Raw genomic sequence first — 18367 nt, 5'->3', positions numbered from 1 at the left:
GCCGGAGAAATAGCTAAAGCTGATGCTTTTTAAGCAAGGCGCGAAACTGGTGGTAGGTGAGTGCCAGCAAATCGGCGGCTCGTTTCTGGTTAAATTTCGCCTGTTGTAAGCTACGTTGCAGCAGCGCTTTTTCCTGTTGCAGTTGAAACTCCCGCAACTTGAGCGGCAGGTCAGGCGTGGCGGATGCCGCTGGCAGGGCGGGCGTGGGCGGTTCGGCGGAATGGCGTTGAAAAGGATCGATAACAATTTCATCCAAAGGATGTTCACTGCTGCCGTGGCGATACACTGAACGTTCGACTACGTTTTTCAGCTCGCGGACATTACCCGGCCAGGCGTAATGCAACAACGTTTCTTTTGCCCGATCGGTAAAACCGGGAAATAAGGGCAGACGTAGCTCACGACACATCTGAATAGCAAAATGCTCGGCCATCAGCATAATATCGCTTTGACGTTCGCGCAGCGGCGGCAGTTGTACAACGTCAAAAGCCAGCCTGTCGAGCAGATCGGCACGAAATGTTCCTTCCTTTACCATGGCGGGTAAATCGGCATTGGTGGCGCATACTAATCGCACATTAACCTGTAACGGCTGGCTGCCGCCGACGCGCTCTAGCTCGCCATATTCAATCACCCGCAGTAGCTTTTCCTGTACCAGCATTGGCGCTGTCGCCAGTTCATCCAAAAACAGCGTGCCGCCATCGGCGCGTTCAAAGCGACCGGGATGGCGTTTTTGCGCCCCGGTAAAAGCACCCGCTTCATGACCAAACAGTTCGGAGTCCAGCAGATTTTCGTTAAGCGCTGCGCAGTTAAGCGAGATAAGCGGCCCCTGCCAGCGTGAAGAGAGATAGTGCAGGCGATTGGCGATAAGTTCTTTACCCGTACCGCGTTCGCCAATAATCAGCACTGGCTTATCCAGCGGCGCGAGCCGGGAGACTTGTTCCAGTACTTCAAGAAAACGGTTTGCCTCGCCGAGCAGGTTATCTTTAAATTCAGCCATGATGAAAATCGCCACTTGTTAGTGTTTTTCACCACTTTATCCTTTTTTGCTGGCGAGGTAAAACGAAATAATTCCTTTACTATCAGTGGTATAAAAAGTTGGCACGCAAATTGTATTAACCATGTAGCAGGGCATCGCCCGTTATCAGAACATTATGTGAGGATTGAATTATGGGTATTTTTTCTCGTTTTGCCGACATCGTGAACGCCAATATCAATGCGTTGTTGGAAAAAGCGGAAGATCCGCAGAAGCTGGTGCGCCTGATGATTCAGGAGATGGAAGATACGCTGGTGGAGGTTCGCTCGAACTCCGCGCGTGCTTTAGCGGAAAAGAAACAGTTATCCCGTCGCATTGAACAGGCTACGGTTCAGCAGACCGAGTGGCAGGAAAAAGCGGAACTGGCTCTGCGCAAAGATAAAGACGATCTGGCGCGCGCCGCATTGATTGAAAAACAAAAGCTGACCGATTTAATTGCTACGCTTGAACAGGAAGTCACGCTGGTGGATGACACGCTGGCGCGCATGAAGAAAGAGATTGGCGAGCTGGAAAACAAACTCAGCGAAACACGCGCTCGCCAGCAGGCGCTGATGCTGCGTCATCAGGCGGCGAGTTCTTCCCGCGATGTCCGTCGTCAGCTTGACAGCGGCAAACTGGATGAAGCCATGGCGCGGTTTGAATCCTTTGAACGTCGTATCGATCAAATGGAAGCGGAAGCGGAAAGCCATCGTTTTGGTAAGCAGCAATCGCTGGACCAACAGTTTGCCAACCTGAAAGCCGATGATGAAATCAGCGAGCAGCTGGCGCAGTTGAAAGCCAAAATGAAGCAAGATAATCAATAATGACAATGGCGGCGCCGATACGCGCCGTCGCTCATCAGCTTTAGGTGTAAGGAGAACGCATGAGCGCGCTATTTTTGGCCATCCCGTTAACCATTTTTGTGTTGTTTGTGTTACCGATTTGGCTGTGGCTGCATTACAGCAACCGCGCCGGTCGGGGAGAACTGTCGCAAAGCGAGCAGCAACGCTTACTGCAACTCACAGACGATGCGCAACGTATGCGCGAGCGCATTCAGGCGCTGGAAGACATTCTTGATGCAGAGCATCCGAACTGGAGAGAGCGCTAATGGGTGGAATCAATCTGAATAAAAAACTATGGCGTATGCCGCAAAAGGGCATGGTGCGTGGCGTTTGCGCCGGGATCGCCGACTACCTTGATGTACCGGTAAAACTGGTGCGTATTCTGGTCGTGCTGTCGATTTTCTTTGGGCTGGCGTTTTTTACCGTAGTGGCCTATATCGTTCTGTCTTTTGTACTGGACCCTATGCCGGATAATCTGGCCGCAGGCAAATCGCAGCCGACCAGCGGCGAACTGCTGGATACCGTAGACAGAGAGCTTGCCGCAGGCGAAAAGCGTTTGCGAGAAATGGAACGCTACGTCACGTCAGATACGTTCACACTGCGTAGTCGTTTCCGTCAACTTTAAGTGTTATATCGGGAAGGTGAAGATGAATACTCGCTGGCAACGCGTCGGGCAGAAGGTGAAGCCCGGCTTCAAAATAGCAGGTAAGCTGGTTCTGTTGACCGCGTTACGCTACGGGCCTGCCGGCGTGGCGGGATGGGCGGTAAAATCCGTCGCCCGTCGTCCGCTAAAAATGTTGCTGGCGTTTGCGCTGGAGCCAGTACTTCGTAAGGCGGCGAATAAAATTTCGCAGCGTTACAAATAGCGAGTCTGGTCATAATATTTCGTTAAGCTCTGGCGTATAGTGTGTGCGAAATACATTACGTGTCAGGACGGAAGTATGTTGAAAAAAGGAATATTTGCGTTAGCGTTATTCGTAGCCATGCCGCTTTATGCCGCAGAATACTGGATAGATGTCCGCATTCCGGAACAATATCAGCGTGAGCATATTCAGGGCGCGATTAATATCCCATTGAAGGAGATTAAATCTCATATCGAAACGGTAGTTCCAGACAGGAACGATACGGTAAAGTTATATTGCAACTCCGGACGACAGTCGGGCATGGCAAAACAAATGTTGCTTGATATGGGGTATACGCACGCGATGAATATGGGCGGCATCAGTCGTCTTGATATGCCGAAAGTAAAAAAATAGATAATCTATTGCTCAATACTCATACTAACCGCGGCGCTTAATGCGCCGTTGTTGATCTCTCCGGGTAGTTGATAATAACGTTTTTGCACATATCTATAACGCAGGCTCGTTATTATTTTTTCTTCTCTTCAGGCTCAACAGAATGTCAATGAAGCGACTTAAAACTGAACTCAACGCGCTGGTCAATCGTGGGGTAGACAGGCATTTGCGTCTTGCCGTAACCGGGTTGAGCCGCAGCGGTAAAACAGCGTTTATCACGGCGATGGTTAACCAGTTGCTTAATGTCCACGCGGGCGCGCGCTTACCGTTGCTCAGCGCGGTACGCGAAGAACGCCTGCTTGGCGTAAAGCGCGTGCCTCAACGTGATTTTGGTATTCCCCGTTTTACCTACGATGAGGGGATACTTCAGCTTTATGGCAATCCTCCCGCATGGCCCACACCGACGCGCGGCGTCAGTGAGATTCGGCTGGCGTTGCGCTATCGCTCCAACGACTCGCTGCTGCGCCATTTTAAAGATACCTCGACATTGTATCTGGAGATTGTGGACTATCCAGGGGAATGGTTACTCGATCTGCCCATGCTGGCTCAGGATTATTTAAGCTGGTCCCGTCAGATGAACGGCTTGTTACAAGGACAACGCGCTGAGTGGGCCGCAAAATGGCGGCAACTTTGCGACGGGCTCGATCCGCTGGCACCCGCCGATGAAAACCGGCTGGCGGAGATTGCCGCCGCCTGGACGGATTATTTGCATCAGTGTAAATCGCAGGGATTGCATTTTATTCAACCTGGACGGTTTGTTTTGCCGGGCGATATGGCGGGTGCGCCAGCGTTGCAGTTTTTCCCGTGGCCGGATGTGGACGCCTTCGGCGAGTCAAAACTGGCGCAGGCGGATAAACAGACCAACGCTGGAATGCTGCGCGAACGCTTTAACTACTATTGCGAAAAAGTGGTCAAAGGGTTCTATAAAAATCATTTTCTACGCTTTGATCGCCAGATTGTACTGGTCGACTGTCTGCAACCGCTTAATAGCGGGCCGCAGGCGTTTAATGATATGCGTCTCGCCTTAACGCAGTTGATGCAAAGTTTTCACTATGGCCAGCGGACTCTGTTTCGCCGCTTGTTTTCGCCGGTGATTGATAAATTGCTGTTCGCCGCGACGAAAGCCGACCATGTCACCCTCGACCAACATGCCAATATGGTGGCCTTGCTCCAGCAGCTTATTCAGGATGCCTGGCAAAATGCCGCGTTTGAAGGCATTAGTATGGATTGCCTGGGGCTGGCGTCGGTACAGGCGACCACCAGCGGCGTGATTGAGGTCAACGGTGAAAAAATCCCGGCTTTACGTGGAAACCGTTTGAGTGACGGCGCGCCGTTAACCGTGTACCCCGGCGAAGTGCCTTCGCGTTTGCCGGGACAAGCGTTTTGGGATAGTCAGGGTTTTCAGTTCGAAGCCTTTCGTCCGCAGGTGATGGATGTTGATAAACCGTTACCACATATTCGTCTGGACGCTGCGCTGGAGTTTTTAATAGGAGATAAGCTGCGATGAGCGAACCGTTAAAACCGCGTATTGATTTTGCAGAACCGCTAAAGGAGGAACCTACGTCGGCCTTCAAAGCGCAGCAAACTTTTAGCGAAGCGGAGTCGCGTACATTTGCGCCTGCAGCTATCGATGAGCGCCCGGAAGACGAAGGCGTGGCAGAAGCGGCGGTCGATGCCGCGCTGCGCCCCAAACGCAGTCTGTGGCGTAAAATGGTGATGGGAGGGCTGGCGCTGTTTGGCGCGAGCGTGGTCGAGCAAGGCGTACAGTGGACAATGAATGCCTGGCAAACTCAGGACTGGGTCGCTTTAGGCGGCTGTGCCGCAGGCGCGCTGATCATTGGCGCTGGCGTGGGATCGGTGGTCACGGAGTGGCGGCGATTATGGCGCTTGCGCCAGCGGGCGCATGAGCGCGATGAGGCGCGTGAACTGTTACATAGCCATAGCGTCGGGAAAGGTCGCGCATTTTGCGAAAAACTGGCGCAGCAGGCGGGGATTGATCAATCACATCCGGCATTACAACGTTGGTATGCCGCTATTCACGAAACGCAAAACGACAGGGAAATCGTCGGCTTGTATGCGCATCTGGTACAGCCGGTACTTGACGCGCAGGCGCGACGTGAGATTAGCCGTTTCGCCGCGGAATCGACTCTGATGATCGCCGTCAGCTCGTTAGCGTTGGTGGATATGGCGTTTATTGCCTGGCGTAATTTACGCCTGATTAACCGCATCGCAACGCTGTATGGCATTGAACTTGGTTATTACAGCCGCCTTCGTCTGTTCCGTCTGGTGTTGCTGAATATCGCGTTCGCGGGGGCCAGTGAGCTGGTGCGTGAAGTCGGTATGGACTGGATGTCTCAGGATCTGGCCGCACGCCTGTCTACGCGCGCGGCGCAGGGGATTGGCGCAGGTCTCCTTACCGCTCGACTGGGAATAAAAGCGATGGAGCTATGTCGACCATTGCCGTGGATCGATAACGATAAACCACGTCTCGGTGATTTTCGTTGTCAGCTTATCGGTCAGCTAAAAGAGACGCTGCAAAAGAGTAAGTCGTCGCCTGAGAAATGACCTTCCACAGGGCGCTGATTGCCTGGCTTTACGCCGCAGCGCCCGTTTTTCCGTCATGCTGTCAATATTTGTTGACAGAATCCTTCCTGCCAGCCGAATAGTGGCTTATCATCTATTTAATGGTTCATTATTCAGGTGAAGGTTCCCATGCGTCTGGAAGTCTTTTGTGAAGACCGACTTGGTCTGACCCGCGAATTACTTGATTTACTGGTGTTACGTAGCATTGATTTACGCGGAATCGAGATTGATCCCATTGGGCGAATTTATCTTAATTTTGCTGAGCTGGAATTCACCGACTTCAGCAGCCTGATGGCAGAAATCCGCCGTATTTCCGGCGTAACGGATGTCCGTACCGTTCCCTGGATGCCGTCCGAACGTGAACATCTGGCCCTGAGCGCGCTGCTTGAGGCGTTGCCGGAGCCGGTGCTCTCATTGGATATGAAGAGTAAAGTGGAGATGGCGAACCCGGCGAGTTGTCAACTTTTTGCCCAGAGCCAGGAGCGAATGCGGCACCATACCGCCGCACAATTAATCAACGGCTTCAATTTTCAGCGCTGGCTGGACGGTAACCCGCAAAGCTCCCATAACGAACATGTCGTGATCAACGGGCAAAACTTCCTGATGGAGATTACGCCGGTACATTTACAAAACGAAAATGACGAATACGTGTTGACCGGGGCGGTCGTGATGTTGCGTTCCACGATTCGTATGGGACAGCAGCTACAGAATTTGTCCACGCAGGATCTGAGCGCGTTTAGTCAGATTATTGCCGTGAGCGCAAAGATGAAGCACGTCGTTGAGCAGGCGCGCAAACTGGCGATGCTCAGCGCGCCGCTGCTGATTACCGGCGATACGGGAACCGGCAAAGATCTTTTCGCCTATGCCTGTCACCAGGCAAGCCCTCGTTCAGCGAAACCGTATCTGGCGCTCAACTGCGCTTCAATCCCGGAAGATGCGGTAGAAAGCGAACTATTTGGCCATGCGCCGGAAGGTAAAAAAGGTTTCTTTGAACAGGCGAATGGCGGTTCGGTGCTGCTGGATGAAATTGGCGAAATGTCGCCGCGTATGCAGGCGAAGCTGCTGCGTTTTCTCAACGATGGTACGTTCCGTCGCGTCGGCGAAGATCACGAAATTCATGTTGATGTCCGCGTTATCTGCGCCACGCAGAAAAATCTGGTGGAGCTGGTGCAAAAAGGACTGTTCCGCGAAGATCTCTATTATCGACTTAACGTTCTGACGCTTAATTTGCCGCCGTTGCGCGATTGTCCGCAGGATATTATGCCGTTGACCGAACTGTTCGTGGCGCGTTTTGCCGACGAACAGGGCGTTCCGCGACCGAAACTGTCTGCCGATCTGAGTACGGTCCTCACTCGTTACGGCTGGCCGGGTAACGTTCGCCAGCTTAAAAATGCGATTTACCGGGCGCTGACGCAACTGGAAGGGTATGAGCTGCGTCCGCAGGATATCCTGCTGCCTGACTACGATGCCGCGACGGTGGCAGTCGGCGAGGATGCGATGGAAGGCTCGCTGGATGACATTACCAGTCGTTTTGAACGTTCTGTCCTGACCCAGCTTTATCGTAGCTATCCGAGTACGCGTAAACTGGCGAAACGGTTGGGGGTATCGCATACCGCGATTGCCAATAAGCTGCGTGAATATGGTCTGAGCCAGAAGAAGGGTGAAGAGTAGAAAAAAAGAAGGCCTCCGGATAGAGGCCTTCTTGTGACAAAAGAGCACCGCCTGTAGTACTGACAAACGTAGCGCCAGCAGGCGCTGGCTTATGCCTTCAGGACATTAAGCGCGGCGTCGTAATCCGGCTCGTGGGTGATTTCATCCACCAACTGGCTGAAAATAACGTTGTCGTTTTCGTCAAGCACGATGACTGCGCGCGCCGCCAAACCTTTCAGCGGGCCGTCAACGATTTCGACGCCGTAGTTTTTCAGAAACTCGTTATTACGCAGAGTGGAAAGCGTAATAACGTTGCTCAGGCCTTCCGCGCCGCAAAAACGCGACTGTGCAAAAGGCAGGTCAGCAGAAACGCACAATACGACGGTATTCTCCACTTCTGTGGCCAGTTGATTAAACTTACGAACTGATGCGGCGCATACGCCAGTATCAATGCTTGGGAAAATATTCAGCACTTTGCGTTTGCCTGCATATTGGCTGAGGGAAACGTCAGACAAATCTTTTGCGACAAGAGTAAAAGCCTGTGCTTTGCTACCAGCCTGCGGAATAACGTTGGCAACGGTGACCGGGTTACCCTGGAAATGTACAGTCTGTGACATAATTATGTTCCTATTTACTTATAGTTAACGTCGAAATCCAGTTTAAGTCATTATTCATTAACACGGCAAATACTATTTGTAGCAAGCCGCGTCCGGCGCTATCAGAGGGGAAGAGATGAGATCTGTTAAGGTATATGAGGAAACCTGGCCGTTACATACGCCTTTTGTTATTGCGCGTGGTAGCCGAAGCGAAGCGCATGTTGTCGTTGTCGAACTGGAAGAAGAGGACGTAAAAGGCATCGGGGAATGTACGCCATATCCACGTTATGGTGAAAGTGATGCCTCGGTCATGGCGCAAATCATGAGTATTGTGCCTCAGTTGGAAAACGGGCTGACTCGCGAAGCATTGCAGAAACTGTTGCCGGCAGGCGCGGCGCGCAACGCGGTGGATAGCGCCTTATGGGATTTGCAGGCCCGCCAGCGGCAGCAAAGCCTTGCCGGGCTGCTCGGCGTGACGCTGTCCCCGGTTTTTACTACCGCGCAAACGGTAGTGATAGGTACGCCGGAACAGATGGCAGCCAGTGCGGCGGCACTATGGGAAAAAGGGGCGACGTTGCTGAAAATTAAACTCGATGCTCGTCTGATTAGCGAACGTATGGTGGCGATCCGCTCGGCGGTGCCGGAGGCGACGCTCATTGTGGACGCCAATGAATCGTGGCGTCCGGAGGGGCTGGCGGCGCGTTGCCAGTTACTGGCGGATCTGAATGTCGCGATGCTGGAGCAACCGCTGCCCACGCAGGATGACGCCGCCCTGGAAAATTTTATTCATCCGTTGCCCATCTGTGCAGATGAGAGCTGCCATACTCGCAGTAGTCTGAAAGCCCTGACGGGGCGCTACGATATGATCAACATTAAGCTGGATAAAACCGGCGGTCTGACTGGGGCGCTGGCGCTGGCAACGGAGGCGCGGGAGCAAGGATTCGGCCTGATGCTGGGCTGTATGCTCTGTACATCAAGAGCGATTAGCGCCGCGCTGCCGCTTATGCCGCAGGTGAGCTTCGCCGATCTTGATGGCCCAACATGGCTGGCGGTTGATGTTGAGCCCGCGCTACGCTTTACGACGGGTCAACTCCATCTTTAGGATGCCAGCGGAGCAGATTCGACATAGCCAGCAAGTATTTTTCGCTGGCTTCATCGGCAGAAACAGGGGGAAACTCGGCGGTAATGCAGTGCAGGTTGAGGTCGGCGCACCAGCTGCCAAACGAACCGGGCGTTTCGTAACCTACGCTGGTCACCAGCGGCAACGCAAACGCATCGGCCAGCCACTCGCCTAGCTCGCTGCGACGTGGATCTTCAATGCAGGCTAGCGGATCGTGAAAAGAGACGACCCAGGCGGGTTGGAGTCGATGAATTAACTGGCAAAGCGCCTGGGTTTCCGGTTCTGAGCCGGGATGGTCGCCGGTTAGCAGCACGACATCACGCTCTTGCGCGCGGCTATTCCAGCGATAAACTGTCTCACCCGCTTTCCAGTTGGCGGCGGGAAAGTTACGGTTTAGATCAACGCCATTCGCATTTGCCCTTAACCCCAGTTGACAGCCATCAGGATTAACGGCAAGTACGACATGATGACGGCGAAGGGTTGGATTTAAGGTGCGTAACGCACAGGAGAGCGTCACCACGGATGAGGTTTCATCCCCGTGGGTGCCAGCCAGTATCAGACCGCTTTCGCGATTGGCTGCAGGTGCCGGAAACCAGATTAGCGGCGCGCCTAGTAGCGAACGTCCATAATGTTCAGTGCCTGGCGGAAATGCGCCGCGCTCGGCACGGGGGCGGGTGACAGTCATACGCGTTTCCCGAAGCTGAGACCAGTAGGGTAATCATCGTAGTGTTGTGTAAAACCCGCCGATTATCAAATGGTTTCTATTTACCCTCTTGTATGGCGCGATATCAACTTTCTGGCGGAAGATAATTGCATTTCTTTTTGCTGAAACAAATAATTACGTTGTCATTTAACTCATCTTTGAGGAACTTCTATGAGACATTCTGTTTCAGTAACCTGTTGTGCGCTGTTGGTTAGCAGCTTTTCCCTGGCATATGCTGCGGATGTTCCCGGCGGAGCGGTACTGGCAGAAAAACAAGAACTGGTGCGTCATATCAAAGGTGAGCCCGCTTCGTTAGATCCAGCGAAAGCCGTTGGGCTGCCTGAAATTCAGGTGATCCGCGATCTGTTTGAAGGGCTGGTTAACCAGAACGAAAAGGGTGAAATTATCCCTGGCGTCGCCAGCCAGTGGAAGAGCAATGATAATCGTATCTGGACGTTTACGTTGCGGGATAATGCGCAATGGGCCGATGGAACGCCGGTGACCGCCCAGGATTTTGTCTATAGCTGGCAACGTCTCGTTGATCCCAAAACGCTTTCCCCCTTCGCCTGGTTTGCCGCGCTGGCTGGCATCACTAATGCGCAAGCCATTATCGACGGTAAAGTCACGCCGGATCAGCTTGGCGTCAGTGCAGTGGACGCGCACACTTTGCGTGTTCAGCTTGACAAGCCGTTGCCCTGGTTTGCCAGTCTGACCGCCAGTTTTGCCTTTTATCCGGTCCAAAAAGCGAATGTCGAAAGCGGCAAAGACTGGATGAAGCCGGGAAAACTGATTGGCAATGGCGCGTATGTGCTTAAAGAGCGCGTGGTAAATGAAAAACTGGTGGTCGTGCCTAATACGCATTACTGGGATAACGCGAAAACGGTACTGCAAAAAGTAACATTTTTACCCATTAACCAAGAATCGGCTGCGACGAAACGTTACCTTGCCGGTGATATTGATATCACCGAATCTTTCCCTAAAAATATGTACCAGAAATTATTGAAGGATATTCCTGGGCAAGTTTATACGCCGCCGCGATTAGGGACTTATTATTATGCGTTTAATACGCAGAAAGGGCCGACGGCGGATTCCCGCGTTCGTCTGGCGCTAAGTATGACCATTGATCGCCGTTTGATGGCGGAAAAAGTCTTAGGTACCGGTGAAAAACCGGCCTGGCATTTTACACCGGATGTCACGGCAGGATTTAAGCCCGATCCTTCACCGTTTGAACAAATGAGCCAGGAAGAACTTAACGCCCAGGCGAAAACATTGCTGCGTGCAGCAGGCTACGGATCGCAGAAGCCGCTTAAATTAACTCTGCTTTACAATACCTCAGAAAACCATCAGAAAATCGCGATTGCGGTGGCGTCAATGTGGAAGAAAAATCTGGGGGTGGATGTGAAATTGCAAAACCAGGAGTGGAAAACGTATATCGACAGCCGGAATACAGGTAATTTTGATGTTATTCGCGCCTCCTGGGTGGGTGATTACAACGAACCGTCGACTTTCTTATCCTTATTAACGTCCACGCATACGGGGAATATTTCACGCTTTACTAATCCGACTTATGACAAAATCCTGACGCAAGCGACGATGGAAAATACCGCCGAAGCGCGTAACGCGGATTACAATGCAGCGGAGAAAATTTTAATGGAACAAGCGCCTATAGCGCCTATTTATCAGTATACCAATGGCCGGTTAATTAAACCGTGGGTAAAGGGATACCCCATTACTAACCCGGAAGATGTGGCCTATAGCCGTACAATGTATATCGTGAAGCACTGATGCGTACTGGTTTCTTGTTAACTCAAGGTAGCCAAGCCCGCCGCCTGATGCTGGCAGAAGGCATGGGGATTAAGCGAGCGCCTGATGCCGCCGTTCTCATTGCTGTGTTTTCAGCCAGGCGGCAATATCCTGTGTCGGCAGATGATGTTGTGCATTCCAGGTGTCACTCATCGGCCACCACATACCGTCACCACGCGCGAAGGCGACGCGATAGCGCAGCATTGGGTCATGCGGATGTAAACGGAGCTGCTCCTGTAAGTCAGGTAGCGTCAATACGCCTCACGCCTCGGGTAAAAGTTTGCTGCGTCACGCGTTCGACCGTTTCCGCCAGTTTTGCATAAGAGGTCGTTTCCCCCGCGACAAAGACGACTTCGTTAGTGATACGCGGCTGATGCAGATAAATTTCAGTGGTCAGGCGACCAATATCCGTAGGCGACGTGACGGTGACCTGCATTTCCCATCCGCCGAGGGCATTGATGGTTTTTTGGGCTAAGTTGACCACACCAAAGGCCGGTTCGAAGAGAAAAGAGGTAAATATACCGGTTGAAACAATCACCCACTCCGTGACGTTTTGCTCGCGCAAAAGCGTCCTGACGTCATACTGTTCGTCCCACACCGGCTGGCCACTACCTTTGCCGACCACATCGTAATTCACGCCAAACTGCCAGGGGAAATAGCGCTTAACGCCCGCCTCCAGTACCGCGCGGGTGATTTTTATCTGGGTACCCGCACCGGCGACAAACCCCATACAATTGATGATCGTATCAAAACCGTGGAATTGATCTTTTAACGCTGCAACCGAACTGCCTGCGATGTCGACCGGGATAAACCGCGCACCGGCATCCGCCAGTTGTTGATGAATGCTGGAACGTCGTTTGCTCTGTTTATCCCTGGATCGCCCTGACACAATAACGCAAACGGAACCATTACGCTGTGTGACCGCCGGAACCAACGACGCCAGCACTGACGCCCCCAGTTGTCCCGCGCCCAGCACCAATACTTTTTCACCCACCTGATTATTGGATTGTTTCATTTGCACCTCTCTGTGTTGATTCACCTGTAGATAGAGATTACGTCAGGGATCTGCGTTCGATAAGACGCCGAAGACGGGTTAGACTGTTCTGATAAATGGGATAATTGGCGGGGGGAAAATGGACAAGCTGGAGGCGATGCAGGTCTATGTTTGCGTAGTGGATACCCATAGTTTTATCAGAGCCGCCGAAGTGCTTGGCGTGCCGCGCTCAACGGTATCGCGAGTGGTTAAAGAACTGGAATCCTGGCTTAAGATTCAACTTTTGCAACGTACAACCCGCAAACTTAGCGTGACCGCAGAGGGGCGGCGTTACTACGAAGAGTGCAAAAGAGTGCTGGCAGATATCGCGGCCATGGAGTCGTCATTTCCCGGCCGGGCGGCACAACCCAAAGGGCGTTTTAAAGTGGGGATGCCGCAATCTCTCGCCCGGCATTGCATTATTCCTACGCTCCCGGCCTTTTTGTGCCAGTATCCGGAGCTGGAGCTGGTACTTTGTTCCAGCGATAGCGTGGAGGATATTATCCTTCAAGGGTATGACTGCGTGATTCGGGCCGGCAGAATCGATGATTCCACCACGCTGGTTGCCCGTCCACTTGCCAGCTTTAACTGGGTGATAGCAGCATCGCCCACTTACATTGAGCGTTACGGTAGCCCTGAAAATTTAGATGATCTGCAAAAACACCATGCGGTCGGCTACCTGAACCACCGCACCGGGCGTACCACCGACTGGTTTTTTACGCGTGAGGGGGAGGATTACGCGATGCGGGTGCAGGAGACGCTGGTTGTCGATGATACGGACGCTTATATTCAGGCCGGAATACAGGGGCTGGGGTTAATTCGCGTCGCCAGCTATCTGGTTGCGCCGTATCTGCACAGCGGGGCGCTGGTGGCCTGCATGGACAACCATTTTTATGATTTGCCGCTTGCGCTGGTCTATCCGCAAAACAGGTTTCTGCCGCCTGCGGTACGCGCTTTTTATGACTGGTGCAAAACGGCGCTGAGCCAGCCGGAGCCTCTTCGCTAAAAATATTATTCCGGATATCGCATTGCCTGTTCAGAAAACTTTTTCACAGACGGTCAAAATGACGGTACTGGTTTTTGACGCATAAGTAAAAGGCATTATCAAACAGGTGCTACACGGCGAGGATATAGCAAGCACGGAACGTTTGGATGCAATAAAAAATCTGTACAACTGTTATTAATGAACTTTTTGTATAAATATAATCGGATTTAACAATACTCATTGTACCTGTATTTTGCTCTTATCATGGAGTCTTTACGACGAAAGGGTGCTTTAGCGTGGAATATTCAATATTAAGTAACAACCTTAAAATGCCTATGGTGGGTTTTGGCGTTTTTAAGGTAACCGACAAAGAAGAATGTCAGCAGTCAGTGTTAAGCGCTATTCGCAGCGGTTATCGTCTTATCGATACCGCTGCGGTATACGGCAATGAAGATGCCGTTGGTGACGCTGTTCGTAAAGCTATCGCGACAGGTCTGTGTACCCGTGAGGAGTTATTTATTACTTCTAAACTGTGGGTGCAAGATATGGCTAACTACGATCTGGCCAAAGCAGGTATTGAAGCGTCGCTGAAAAAATCCGGGTTAGATTATTTTGATCTCTATTTATTGCATCAGGCAATGGGCGATTATTTTAGTGCGTGGCGCGCGCTGGAAGACGCTTATGAAGCCGGTAAACTAAAAGCCATTGGCGTGTCCAACTTCTATGCGCATGTGTTAGCCAACTTCTGTGAAACCGTCAGAATTACGCCAATGGTAAACCAGGTCGAATTGCATCCATACTTTGCACAACCCGCCGCGCTGGAAACCATGAAGCATTATAACGTTCAGCCTGAAGCGTGGGCGCCGTTAGGCGGCGGGAGACATAAACCGTATGAAAATGTCATGCTTCAAAGGATTGCCGATGCCCATCAAAAAACCATCGCGCAGGTTGTCCTGCGTTGGAACGTGCAGCGTGGCGTCACGGTTATTCCTAAATCCACTCGACAGGAACGCATTGAAGAGAACTTTGCCATCTGGGATTTCTCACTAACGGATAATGAAATGGCTCAAATCAACGCCCTTGATTTAGGCTACGTTGGCGAAGCGGTGAAGCATTTTAATCCTGAATTTGTTCGCGGTTGTCTTGGCGTTAAAATCTACGATTGATCCCGGCGCTTGCGGATGTTTTCTCGCATGAACAGCTTCTAACCGGCTATCTTTTATTTTGTCGCAGGCGCGGCCTCCGGGTCATCGATATAGAGCGTCTGGCTTGGGAAGGCGAAGTCAGCGCCGTTTTCCTGGACAATCGCAATAATTTTCAGGTAAACATCCTGCTGTACGGCAAGCCATTCCTGCCATACTGTTGTTTTGGTAAAGCAATACACCATAATATTCAGCGAAGAGTCGGCGAATTCATTAAAATAGACCAACAGCGTCTGTTTCTGATCGATATCTCTGTGCGCCTGCAGCATGTTTCTGATAGCGTCAACAATGAGGCCAATTTTGTCGGCATCTTCGTAACGTAATCCAATAACCGTTTTTATTCGACGGTTGGTCATCCGTCCCGGATTCTCAACGCTAATGGATGAAAAGACGGAATTAGGCACGTACAACGGGCGGTGGTCGAATGTGTTAATTCGCGTAATTCGCCAGCCGATTTCGGCGACCGTACCTTCGATATTTCTGTCAGGAGAACGAATCCAGTCTCCGATACTGAAGGGGCGATCGAAATAGAGCATAATACCGGAGAAAAAATTGCTCAGGACATCTTTGCCCGCCATACCAACAGCGATACCGCCGATACCGCCAAAGGTCAGCAGACCGGACAGACTCATGCCAAAATGTTCGCCATACAGTAAGACAATCGCGACAATAATGGTTATTTTTATGACCCGTGCCAGAATACGGGTACTGGTGACATCTCTACCTTTATTGACCTGTGCTTTTTCAAATTGGTTAATAATCAGGAAAAGTTTTATCGTCAGAATAAGCGCAATGAGCGAGGTGCAGATAAAATCAATGACCCCGGAAGAGATAAAACGCAAATTATAATCTTCAATAGCATTATTCAGGATGCTCCCGATGGTTCCAATAATAATCGCGTAAATAAAAAACTGTGCCGCATGGAACGTGAATCCTTTCTTCCACTGTACGTTACGGCTGAGCCAAAATCTCACGACCAGCAACGCCATACCGCAACTGAAAAGTATCGCCAGATTAAATGCGTTTTTGAGAAAAAATTCAGTGAACATTATTGTTTTCCGCTCCTTCCTACGATAACAGCTCAGAATGACCTGATTAACAGGTATTTTACCCAGGATAAACGCGTAGATCATCGATAAGTAAAAAGAAGAAATAGTGCTATCAGCTTTAATCTCAGCGGTTTACTTTTTATGTAAATACAATGTCACGTTTTATGGAGCAGACATCGCGTGATTGTCATGGTATTGTTGCTATCAGGTAACAAAGTCATCTGTAAAGGACAATACTATGATCATGATGAAGCTGAAATCGGCGAAGGGGAAAAAATTTCTGTTATGCCTGCTGGCAGTGTTTATCGTTGCGGCATCGGTGGTAACGCGCGCGACTATCGGCGGTGTGATTGAGCAGTATCATATTCCACTGTCCGAGTGGACAAGCTCTATGTATGCCATTCAGTCGGCAATGATTTTCGTTTACAGTCTGGTGTTCACTATTCTGCTGGCGATTCCTTTGGGGATCTATTTCCTCGGCGGAGATGAGTAACAGGGATGAGGTGTTGGCCGGATGGCAGCGCCATCCGGCAGGACGCAAGAGGGATTAATCGTCCTCGTCGTCCAGTTCAACCGGTGTCTGATACTCATCAGGCTTAATGACTAACAGGTCGCAGCGCAGATGGTCAATGACCTGTTCGGCCGTGTTCCCCAAAAACGCGGCCGAGAGTCCGGTACGTCCAACAGTGCCAAGCACAACGATCCCCGCCTGGAGATGTTCAGCAAGATCCGGGATAACTTCTTCCGGCAAGCCTTTTTCTACATGCGTAACTTTTTCATCGATGCTGAATTTCTGGCGCAGCGCTTTCATCGCCAGTAAATGCTGGCCTCTGATGGCGTCGTTATACACGCTGGGATCAAATTCCGGCAGCTCAATGGCGATATTGATTGGCGTAACGGGGTAGGCGCCGACCAGGTGCACTTCGGTATGATTAACCTGCTCCGCCAATTGTAAGGTCTCTTTTACCAGCTTTTCGTTGAGAGCATTGTGATAAGGCTCTTCGCTTGCCAGGTTCACGGCGACCAGGGCTTTGCCGCCCTCTGGCCACGGCTGATCCTTGACCATCCACACGGGGCTTGGGCATTTACGCAGCAAATGCCAGTCGGTAGGGGTAAAAATGACCGCTTCCAGTCGATCGTGCTGATGCGCCATTTTCAACACCAGCTCGTGACTGCCGGCGATAACCTCCTGGATGATGGCCTCAAAGGGACGATTGTGCCAGACCACTTTAATTTCAATGGGGACACCGGCTTCAAGATAATATTTCGCCTGCTCACGTATCCAGGCTGTGCGTTGGCTTATTACGCCCTGACGCATTGCGGTGCGTTCGTCAGGAGAAAGCAGGGTGGTCATCTCATACGAGAAATCGTAAATAGGCAGGAAAGCTTTAATTTTGCCGCCAATCCGTTGATGCAAATAAACTGCTCGCCGTAATGCGGGTTGGTCGTCCTGATTGGGATCGATGACCACCAGCATATTTTGATACATAGCCATACAGGGTCTCCTTACAACTGTCATCGCAGTTTGTAACTAAAGAGTAACTCAAATATGGTGAATGAAACAGAGGAAGCGCTTCTGCCAGATCAATAAATGAGAAAAATTTAACGATATGGCAGAAGATAACATCAATGGTTTAGCTGACGTTTAAGCGACGTTGCGGGTATGACCGGCGAGGGCCGCCAGCGCATCGCTGTTTTCAATAGTAATATACTTACCTTTCACCGCCAGCATGCCGCTTTTCTGGAAACGCCCCAGCAGACGGCTAATGGTTTCGACCGTTAAGCCCAGATAGTTGCCGATATCGCCACGGGTCATCGTCAGGCGGAATTCACGCGGTGAAAAACCACGCTGCGCAAAGCGGCGGGACAGGTTGTAAATAAACGCAGCCAGACGTTCTTCGGCGTTTTTCTTCGACAATAACAGAATCATATCCTGATCGCCTTTAATTTCACCGCTCATCAGACGCATCATTTGCTGACGCAGGTTAGGCATTTTGCCGGACAGGTCATCCAGTGTCTCAAAGGGTATTTCACATACCATTGAGGTTTCCAGCGCCTGTGCAAAGCTCGGATGATGACCGCTGCCAATGGCGTCAAAACCCACCAGGTCGCCTGCTAAATGGAATCCAGTAATCTGCTCATCGCCTTGCTCGGTAATGGTGTAGCTCTTAATCGTTCCGGAGCGGATAGCATAGAGCGATTTCAATTCATCACCTGCTTTAAACAGAGTTTGCCCTTTCTGAATGGGCTTTTTGCGCTCGATGATATTATCAAGCTGATCAAGCTCATGCTCGTTAAGTGTGAACGGGATGCAAAGCTGGCTGATACTGCAATCCTGGCAATGGATAGCACAACCGCCAGACTGAATGCGCCGTATAATTCGCTTTTCCGGGATCATAGGTCTGCTCAAGCCGTAATTGATATTTGTCAATTTTAACATCTTTTTGGTGAGCGCGTAAGTCTGAGCTATCCCGGAGAAGGAATAATTCAAGTATAA

At 51.2% G+C, this 18367-nt stretch carries 19 protein-coding genes and 1 pseudogene; 13 read left to right on the top strand and 7 right to left on the bottom strand.

From position 1 onward, the window contains the following. Positions 1–13: 13 nt before the first annotated feature. Complete coding sequence (gene pspF, locus ACQ29O_RS11510; protein WP_001675625.1) at positions 14–994, bottom strand: phage shock protein operon transcriptional activator; 981 nt, start codon at positions 992–994, stop codon at positions 14–16. Positions 995–1164: 170 nt separating this feature from the next. Between pspF and pspA the strand changes: the two genes are divergently transcribed. The 8 genes from pspA (at position 1165) to tyrR (ending at position 7400) form a co-directional block, all read left to right on the top strand. Then, positions 1165–1833, top strand: a complete 669-nt coding sequence (pspA, locus tag ACQ29O_RS11505) for a phage shock protein PspA (protein WP_000511010.1) — start codon at positions 1165–1167, stop codon at positions 1831–1833. 59 nt (positions 1834–1892) lie between these two features. After that, positions 1893–2117 carry an envelope stress response membrane protein PspB gene (gene pspB, locus ACQ29O_RS11500; RefSeq protein WP_001274953.1) on the top strand — a complete coding sequence of 75 codons (225 nt, stop codon included), beginning with the start codon at positions 1893–1895 and terminating at the stop codon, positions 2115–2117. After that, positions 2117–2476, top strand: a complete 360-nt coding sequence (gene pspC, locus ACQ29O_RS11495; RefSeq protein WP_000508940.1) for an envelope stress response membrane protein PspC — start codon at positions 2117–2119, stop codon at positions 2474–2476. The genes pspB and pspC overlap by 1 nt, the downstream gene beginning before the upstream one ends. 22 nt (positions 2477–2498) lie before the next feature. Next, entirely contained in the window at positions 2499–2717 is a 219-nt protein-coding gene (gene pspD / locus ACQ29O_RS11490; RefSeq protein WP_001097610.1) for a phage shock protein PspD, read from the top strand. 75 nt (positions 2718–2792) lie between these two features. Further along, positions 2793–3107, top strand: coding sequence for a thiosulfate sulfurtransferase PspE (gene pspE / locus ACQ29O_RS11485; RefSeq protein WP_000913432.1), 315 nt, complete (start codon positions 2793–2795; stop codon positions 3105–3107). 148 nt (positions 3108–3255) lie between these two features. Next, on the top strand, positions 3256–4653 hold the full coding sequence (locus ACQ29O_RS11480; RefSeq protein ID WP_000825860.1) for a YcjX family protein: 1398 nt from the start codon (positions 3256–3258) through the stop codon (positions 4651–4653). Next, on the top strand, positions 4650–5711 hold the full coding sequence (locus tag ACQ29O_RS11475) for a YcjF family protein (protein WP_253336055.1): 1062 nt from the start codon (positions 4650–4652) through the stop codon (positions 5709–5711). The genes ACQ29O_RS11480 and ACQ29O_RS11475 overlap by 4 nt, the downstream gene beginning before the upstream one ends. 147 nt (positions 5712–5858) lie before the next feature. After that, positions 5859–7400 (top strand): transcriptional regulator TyrR, encoded by a 1542-nt coding sequence (tyrR, locus tag ACQ29O_RS11470; RefSeq protein ID WP_001235493.1) that lies wholly within the window; start codon positions 5859–5861, stop codon positions 7398–7400. 89 nt (positions 7401–7489) lie between these two features. Here the strand turns inward: tyrR and tpx are convergent, their stop codons facing one another. Continuing rightward, a complete protein-coding gene (tpx, locus tag ACQ29O_RS11465; RefSeq protein WP_000084401.1) occupies positions 7490–7996 on the bottom strand; it encodes a thiol peroxidase in 507 nt (168 codons plus the stop codon). Positions 7997–8111: 115 nt separating this feature from the next. Between tpx and ycjG the strand changes: the two genes are divergently transcribed. Then, the gene (gene ycjG, locus ACQ29O_RS11460; RefSeq protein ID WP_001258065.1) at positions 8112–9077 is read left to right on the top strand and encodes an L-Ala-D/L-Glu epimerase; all 966 of its coding nucleotides are present in this window, start codon (positions 8112–8114) and stop codon (positions 9075–9077) included. On the opposite strand, the gene mpaA is transcribed toward ycjG, so the two are convergent. Next, positions 9052–9780 (bottom strand): murein tripeptide amidase MpaA, encoded by a 729-nt coding sequence (mpaA, locus tag ACQ29O_RS11455; RefSeq protein ID WP_000219111.1) that lies wholly within the window; start codon positions 9778–9780, stop codon positions 9052–9054. The genes ycjG and mpaA overlap by 26 nt on opposite strands. A 189-nt stretch (positions 9781–9969) precedes the next feature. On the opposite strand from mpaA, the gene ACQ29O_RS11450 reads away from it, so the two are divergent. Beyond that, positions 9970–11583, top strand: a complete 1614-nt coding sequence (locus tag ACQ29O_RS11450) for a peptide ABC transporter substrate-binding protein (protein WP_020936992.1) — start codon at positions 9970–9972, stop codon at positions 11581–11583. A 96-nt stretch (positions 11584–11679) separates the two neighbouring features. Here the strand turns inward: ACQ29O_RS11450 and ACQ29O_RS11445 are convergent. Next, a pseudogene (locus ACQ29O_RS11445) lies at positions 11680–12616 on the bottom strand (aromatic alcohol reductase). 118 nt (positions 12617–12734) lie between these two features. Between ACQ29O_RS11445 and ACQ29O_RS11440 the strand changes: the two are divergent. Further along, positions 12735–13640, top strand: coding sequence for a LysR family transcriptional regulator (locus ACQ29O_RS11440; RefSeq protein WP_020936991.1), 906 nt, complete (start codon positions 12735–12737; stop codon positions 13638–13640). 275 nt (positions 13641–13915) lie between these two features. Further along, positions 13916–14785, top strand: coding sequence for an aldo/keto reductase (locus ACQ29O_RS11435; protein WP_000456781.1), 870 nt, complete (start codon positions 13916–13918; stop codon positions 14783–14785). Between the two features lie 53 nt (positions 14786–14838). On the opposite strand, the gene ACQ29O_RS11430 is transcribed toward ACQ29O_RS11435, so the two are convergent. Further along, positions 14839–15870 carry a mechanosensitive ion channel family protein gene (locus ACQ29O_RS11430; protein ID WP_000493665.1) on the bottom strand — a complete coding sequence of 344 codons (1032 nt, stop codon included), beginning with the start codon at positions 15868–15870 and terminating at the stop codon, positions 14839–14841. 238 nt (positions 15871–16108) lie between these two features. On the opposite strand from ACQ29O_RS11430, the gene ACQ29O_RS11425 reads away from it, so the two are divergent. After that, a complete protein-coding gene (locus ACQ29O_RS11425) occupies positions 16109–16363 on the top strand; it encodes a DUF2534 family protein (protein ID WP_000605645.1) in 255 nt (84 codons plus the stop codon). A 54-nt stretch (positions 16364–16417) separates the two neighbouring features. On the opposite strand, the gene uspE is transcribed toward ACQ29O_RS11425, so the two are convergent. Further along, positions 16418–17365 carry a universal stress protein UspE gene (gene uspE / locus ACQ29O_RS11420; RefSeq protein WP_001262139.1) on the bottom strand — a complete coding sequence of 316 codons (948 nt, stop codon included), beginning with the start codon at positions 17363–17365 and terminating at the stop codon, positions 16418–16420. Positions 17366–17515: 150 nt separating this feature from the next. After that, complete coding sequence (gene fnr, locus ACQ29O_RS11415) at positions 17516–18268, bottom strand: fumarate/nitrate reduction transcriptional regulator Fnr (RefSeq protein WP_000611914.1); 753 nt, start codon at positions 18266–18268, stop codon at positions 17516–17518. Between the last annotated feature and the right edge of the window lie 99 nt (positions 18269–18367).

The organism is Salmonella sp. GDC200615 (assembly GCF_050574145.1).
GTDB lineage: Bacteria > Pseudomonadota > Gammaproteobacteria > Enterobacterales > Enterobacteriaceae > Salmonella > Salmonella enterica.
The sequence above is the reverse complement of the archived record's forward strand: the minus strand, read 5'-3'. Positions and strand labels throughout refer to the sequence as shown.

Bases quoted from the DNA above. Each gene is read 5' to 3' on its own strand.
- pspF (WP_001675625.1), bottom strand. From the start codon at position 994: ATGGCTGAATTTAAAGATAACCTGCTCGGCGAGGCAAACCGTTTTCTT.
- tyrR (WP_001235493.1), top strand. From the start codon at position 5,859: ATGCGTCTGGAAGTCTTTTGTGAAGACCGACTTGGTCTGACCCGCGAA.
- ACQ29O_RS11430 (WP_000493665.1), bottom strand. From the start codon at position 15,870: ATGTTCACTGAATTTTTTCTCAAAAACGCATTTAATCTGGCGATACTT.
- pspE (WP_000913432.1), top strand. From the start codon at position 2,793: ATGTTGAAAAAAGGAATATTTGCGTTAGCGTTATTCGTAGCCATGCCG.
- ycjG (WP_001258065.1), top strand. From the start codon at position 8,112: ATGAGATCTGTTAAGGTATATGAGGAAACCTGGCCGTTACATACGCCT.
- pspA (WP_000511010.1), top strand. From the start codon at position 1,165: ATGGGTATTTTTTCTCGTTTTGCCGACATCGTGAACGCCAATATCAAT.
- pspD (WP_001097610.1), top strand. From the start codon at position 2,499: ATGAATACTCGCTGGCAACGCGTCGGGCAGAAGGTGAAGCCCGGCTTC.
- mpaA (WP_000219111.1), bottom strand. From the start codon at position 9,780: ATGACTGTCACCCGCCCCCGTGCCGAGCGCGGCGCATTTCCGCCAGGC.
- ACQ29O_RS11475 (WP_253336055.1), top strand. From the start codon at position 4,650: ATGAGCGAACCGTTAAAACCGCGTATTGATTTTGCAGAACCGCTAAAG.
- ACQ29O_RS11480 (WP_000825860.1), top strand. From the start codon at position 3,256: ATGAAGCGACTTAAAACTGAACTCAACGCGCTGGTCAATCGTGGGGTA.
- tpx (WP_000084401.1), bottom strand. From the start codon at position 7,996: ATGTCACAGACTGTACATTTCCAGGGTAACCCGGTCACCGTTGCCAAC.
- uspE (WP_001262139.1), bottom strand. From the start codon at position 17,365: ATGGCTATGTATCAAAATATGCTGGTGGTCATCGATCCCAATCAGGAC.
- ACQ29O_RS11440 (WP_020936991.1), top strand. From the start codon at position 12,735: ATGGACAAGCTGGAGGCGATGCAGGTCTATGTTTGCGTAGTGGATACC.
- ACQ29O_RS11425 (WP_000605645.1), top strand. From the start codon at position 16,109: ATGATCATGATGAAGCTGAAATCGGCGAAGGGGAAAAAATTTCTGTTA.
- pspB (WP_001274953.1), top strand. From the start codon at position 1,893: ATGAGCGCGCTATTTTTGGCCATCCCGTTAACCATTTTTGTGTTGTTT.
- ACQ29O_RS11450 (WP_020936992.1), top strand. From the start codon at position 9,970: ATGAGACATTCTGTTTCAGTAACCTGTTGTGCGCTGTTGGTTAGCAGC.
- fnr (WP_000611914.1), bottom strand. From the start codon at position 18,268: ATGATCCCGGAAAAGCGAATTATACGGCGCATTCAGTCTGGCGGTTGT.
- pspC (WP_000508940.1), top strand. From the start codon at position 2,117: ATGGGTGGAATCAATCTGAATAAAAAACTATGGCGTATGCCGCAAAAG.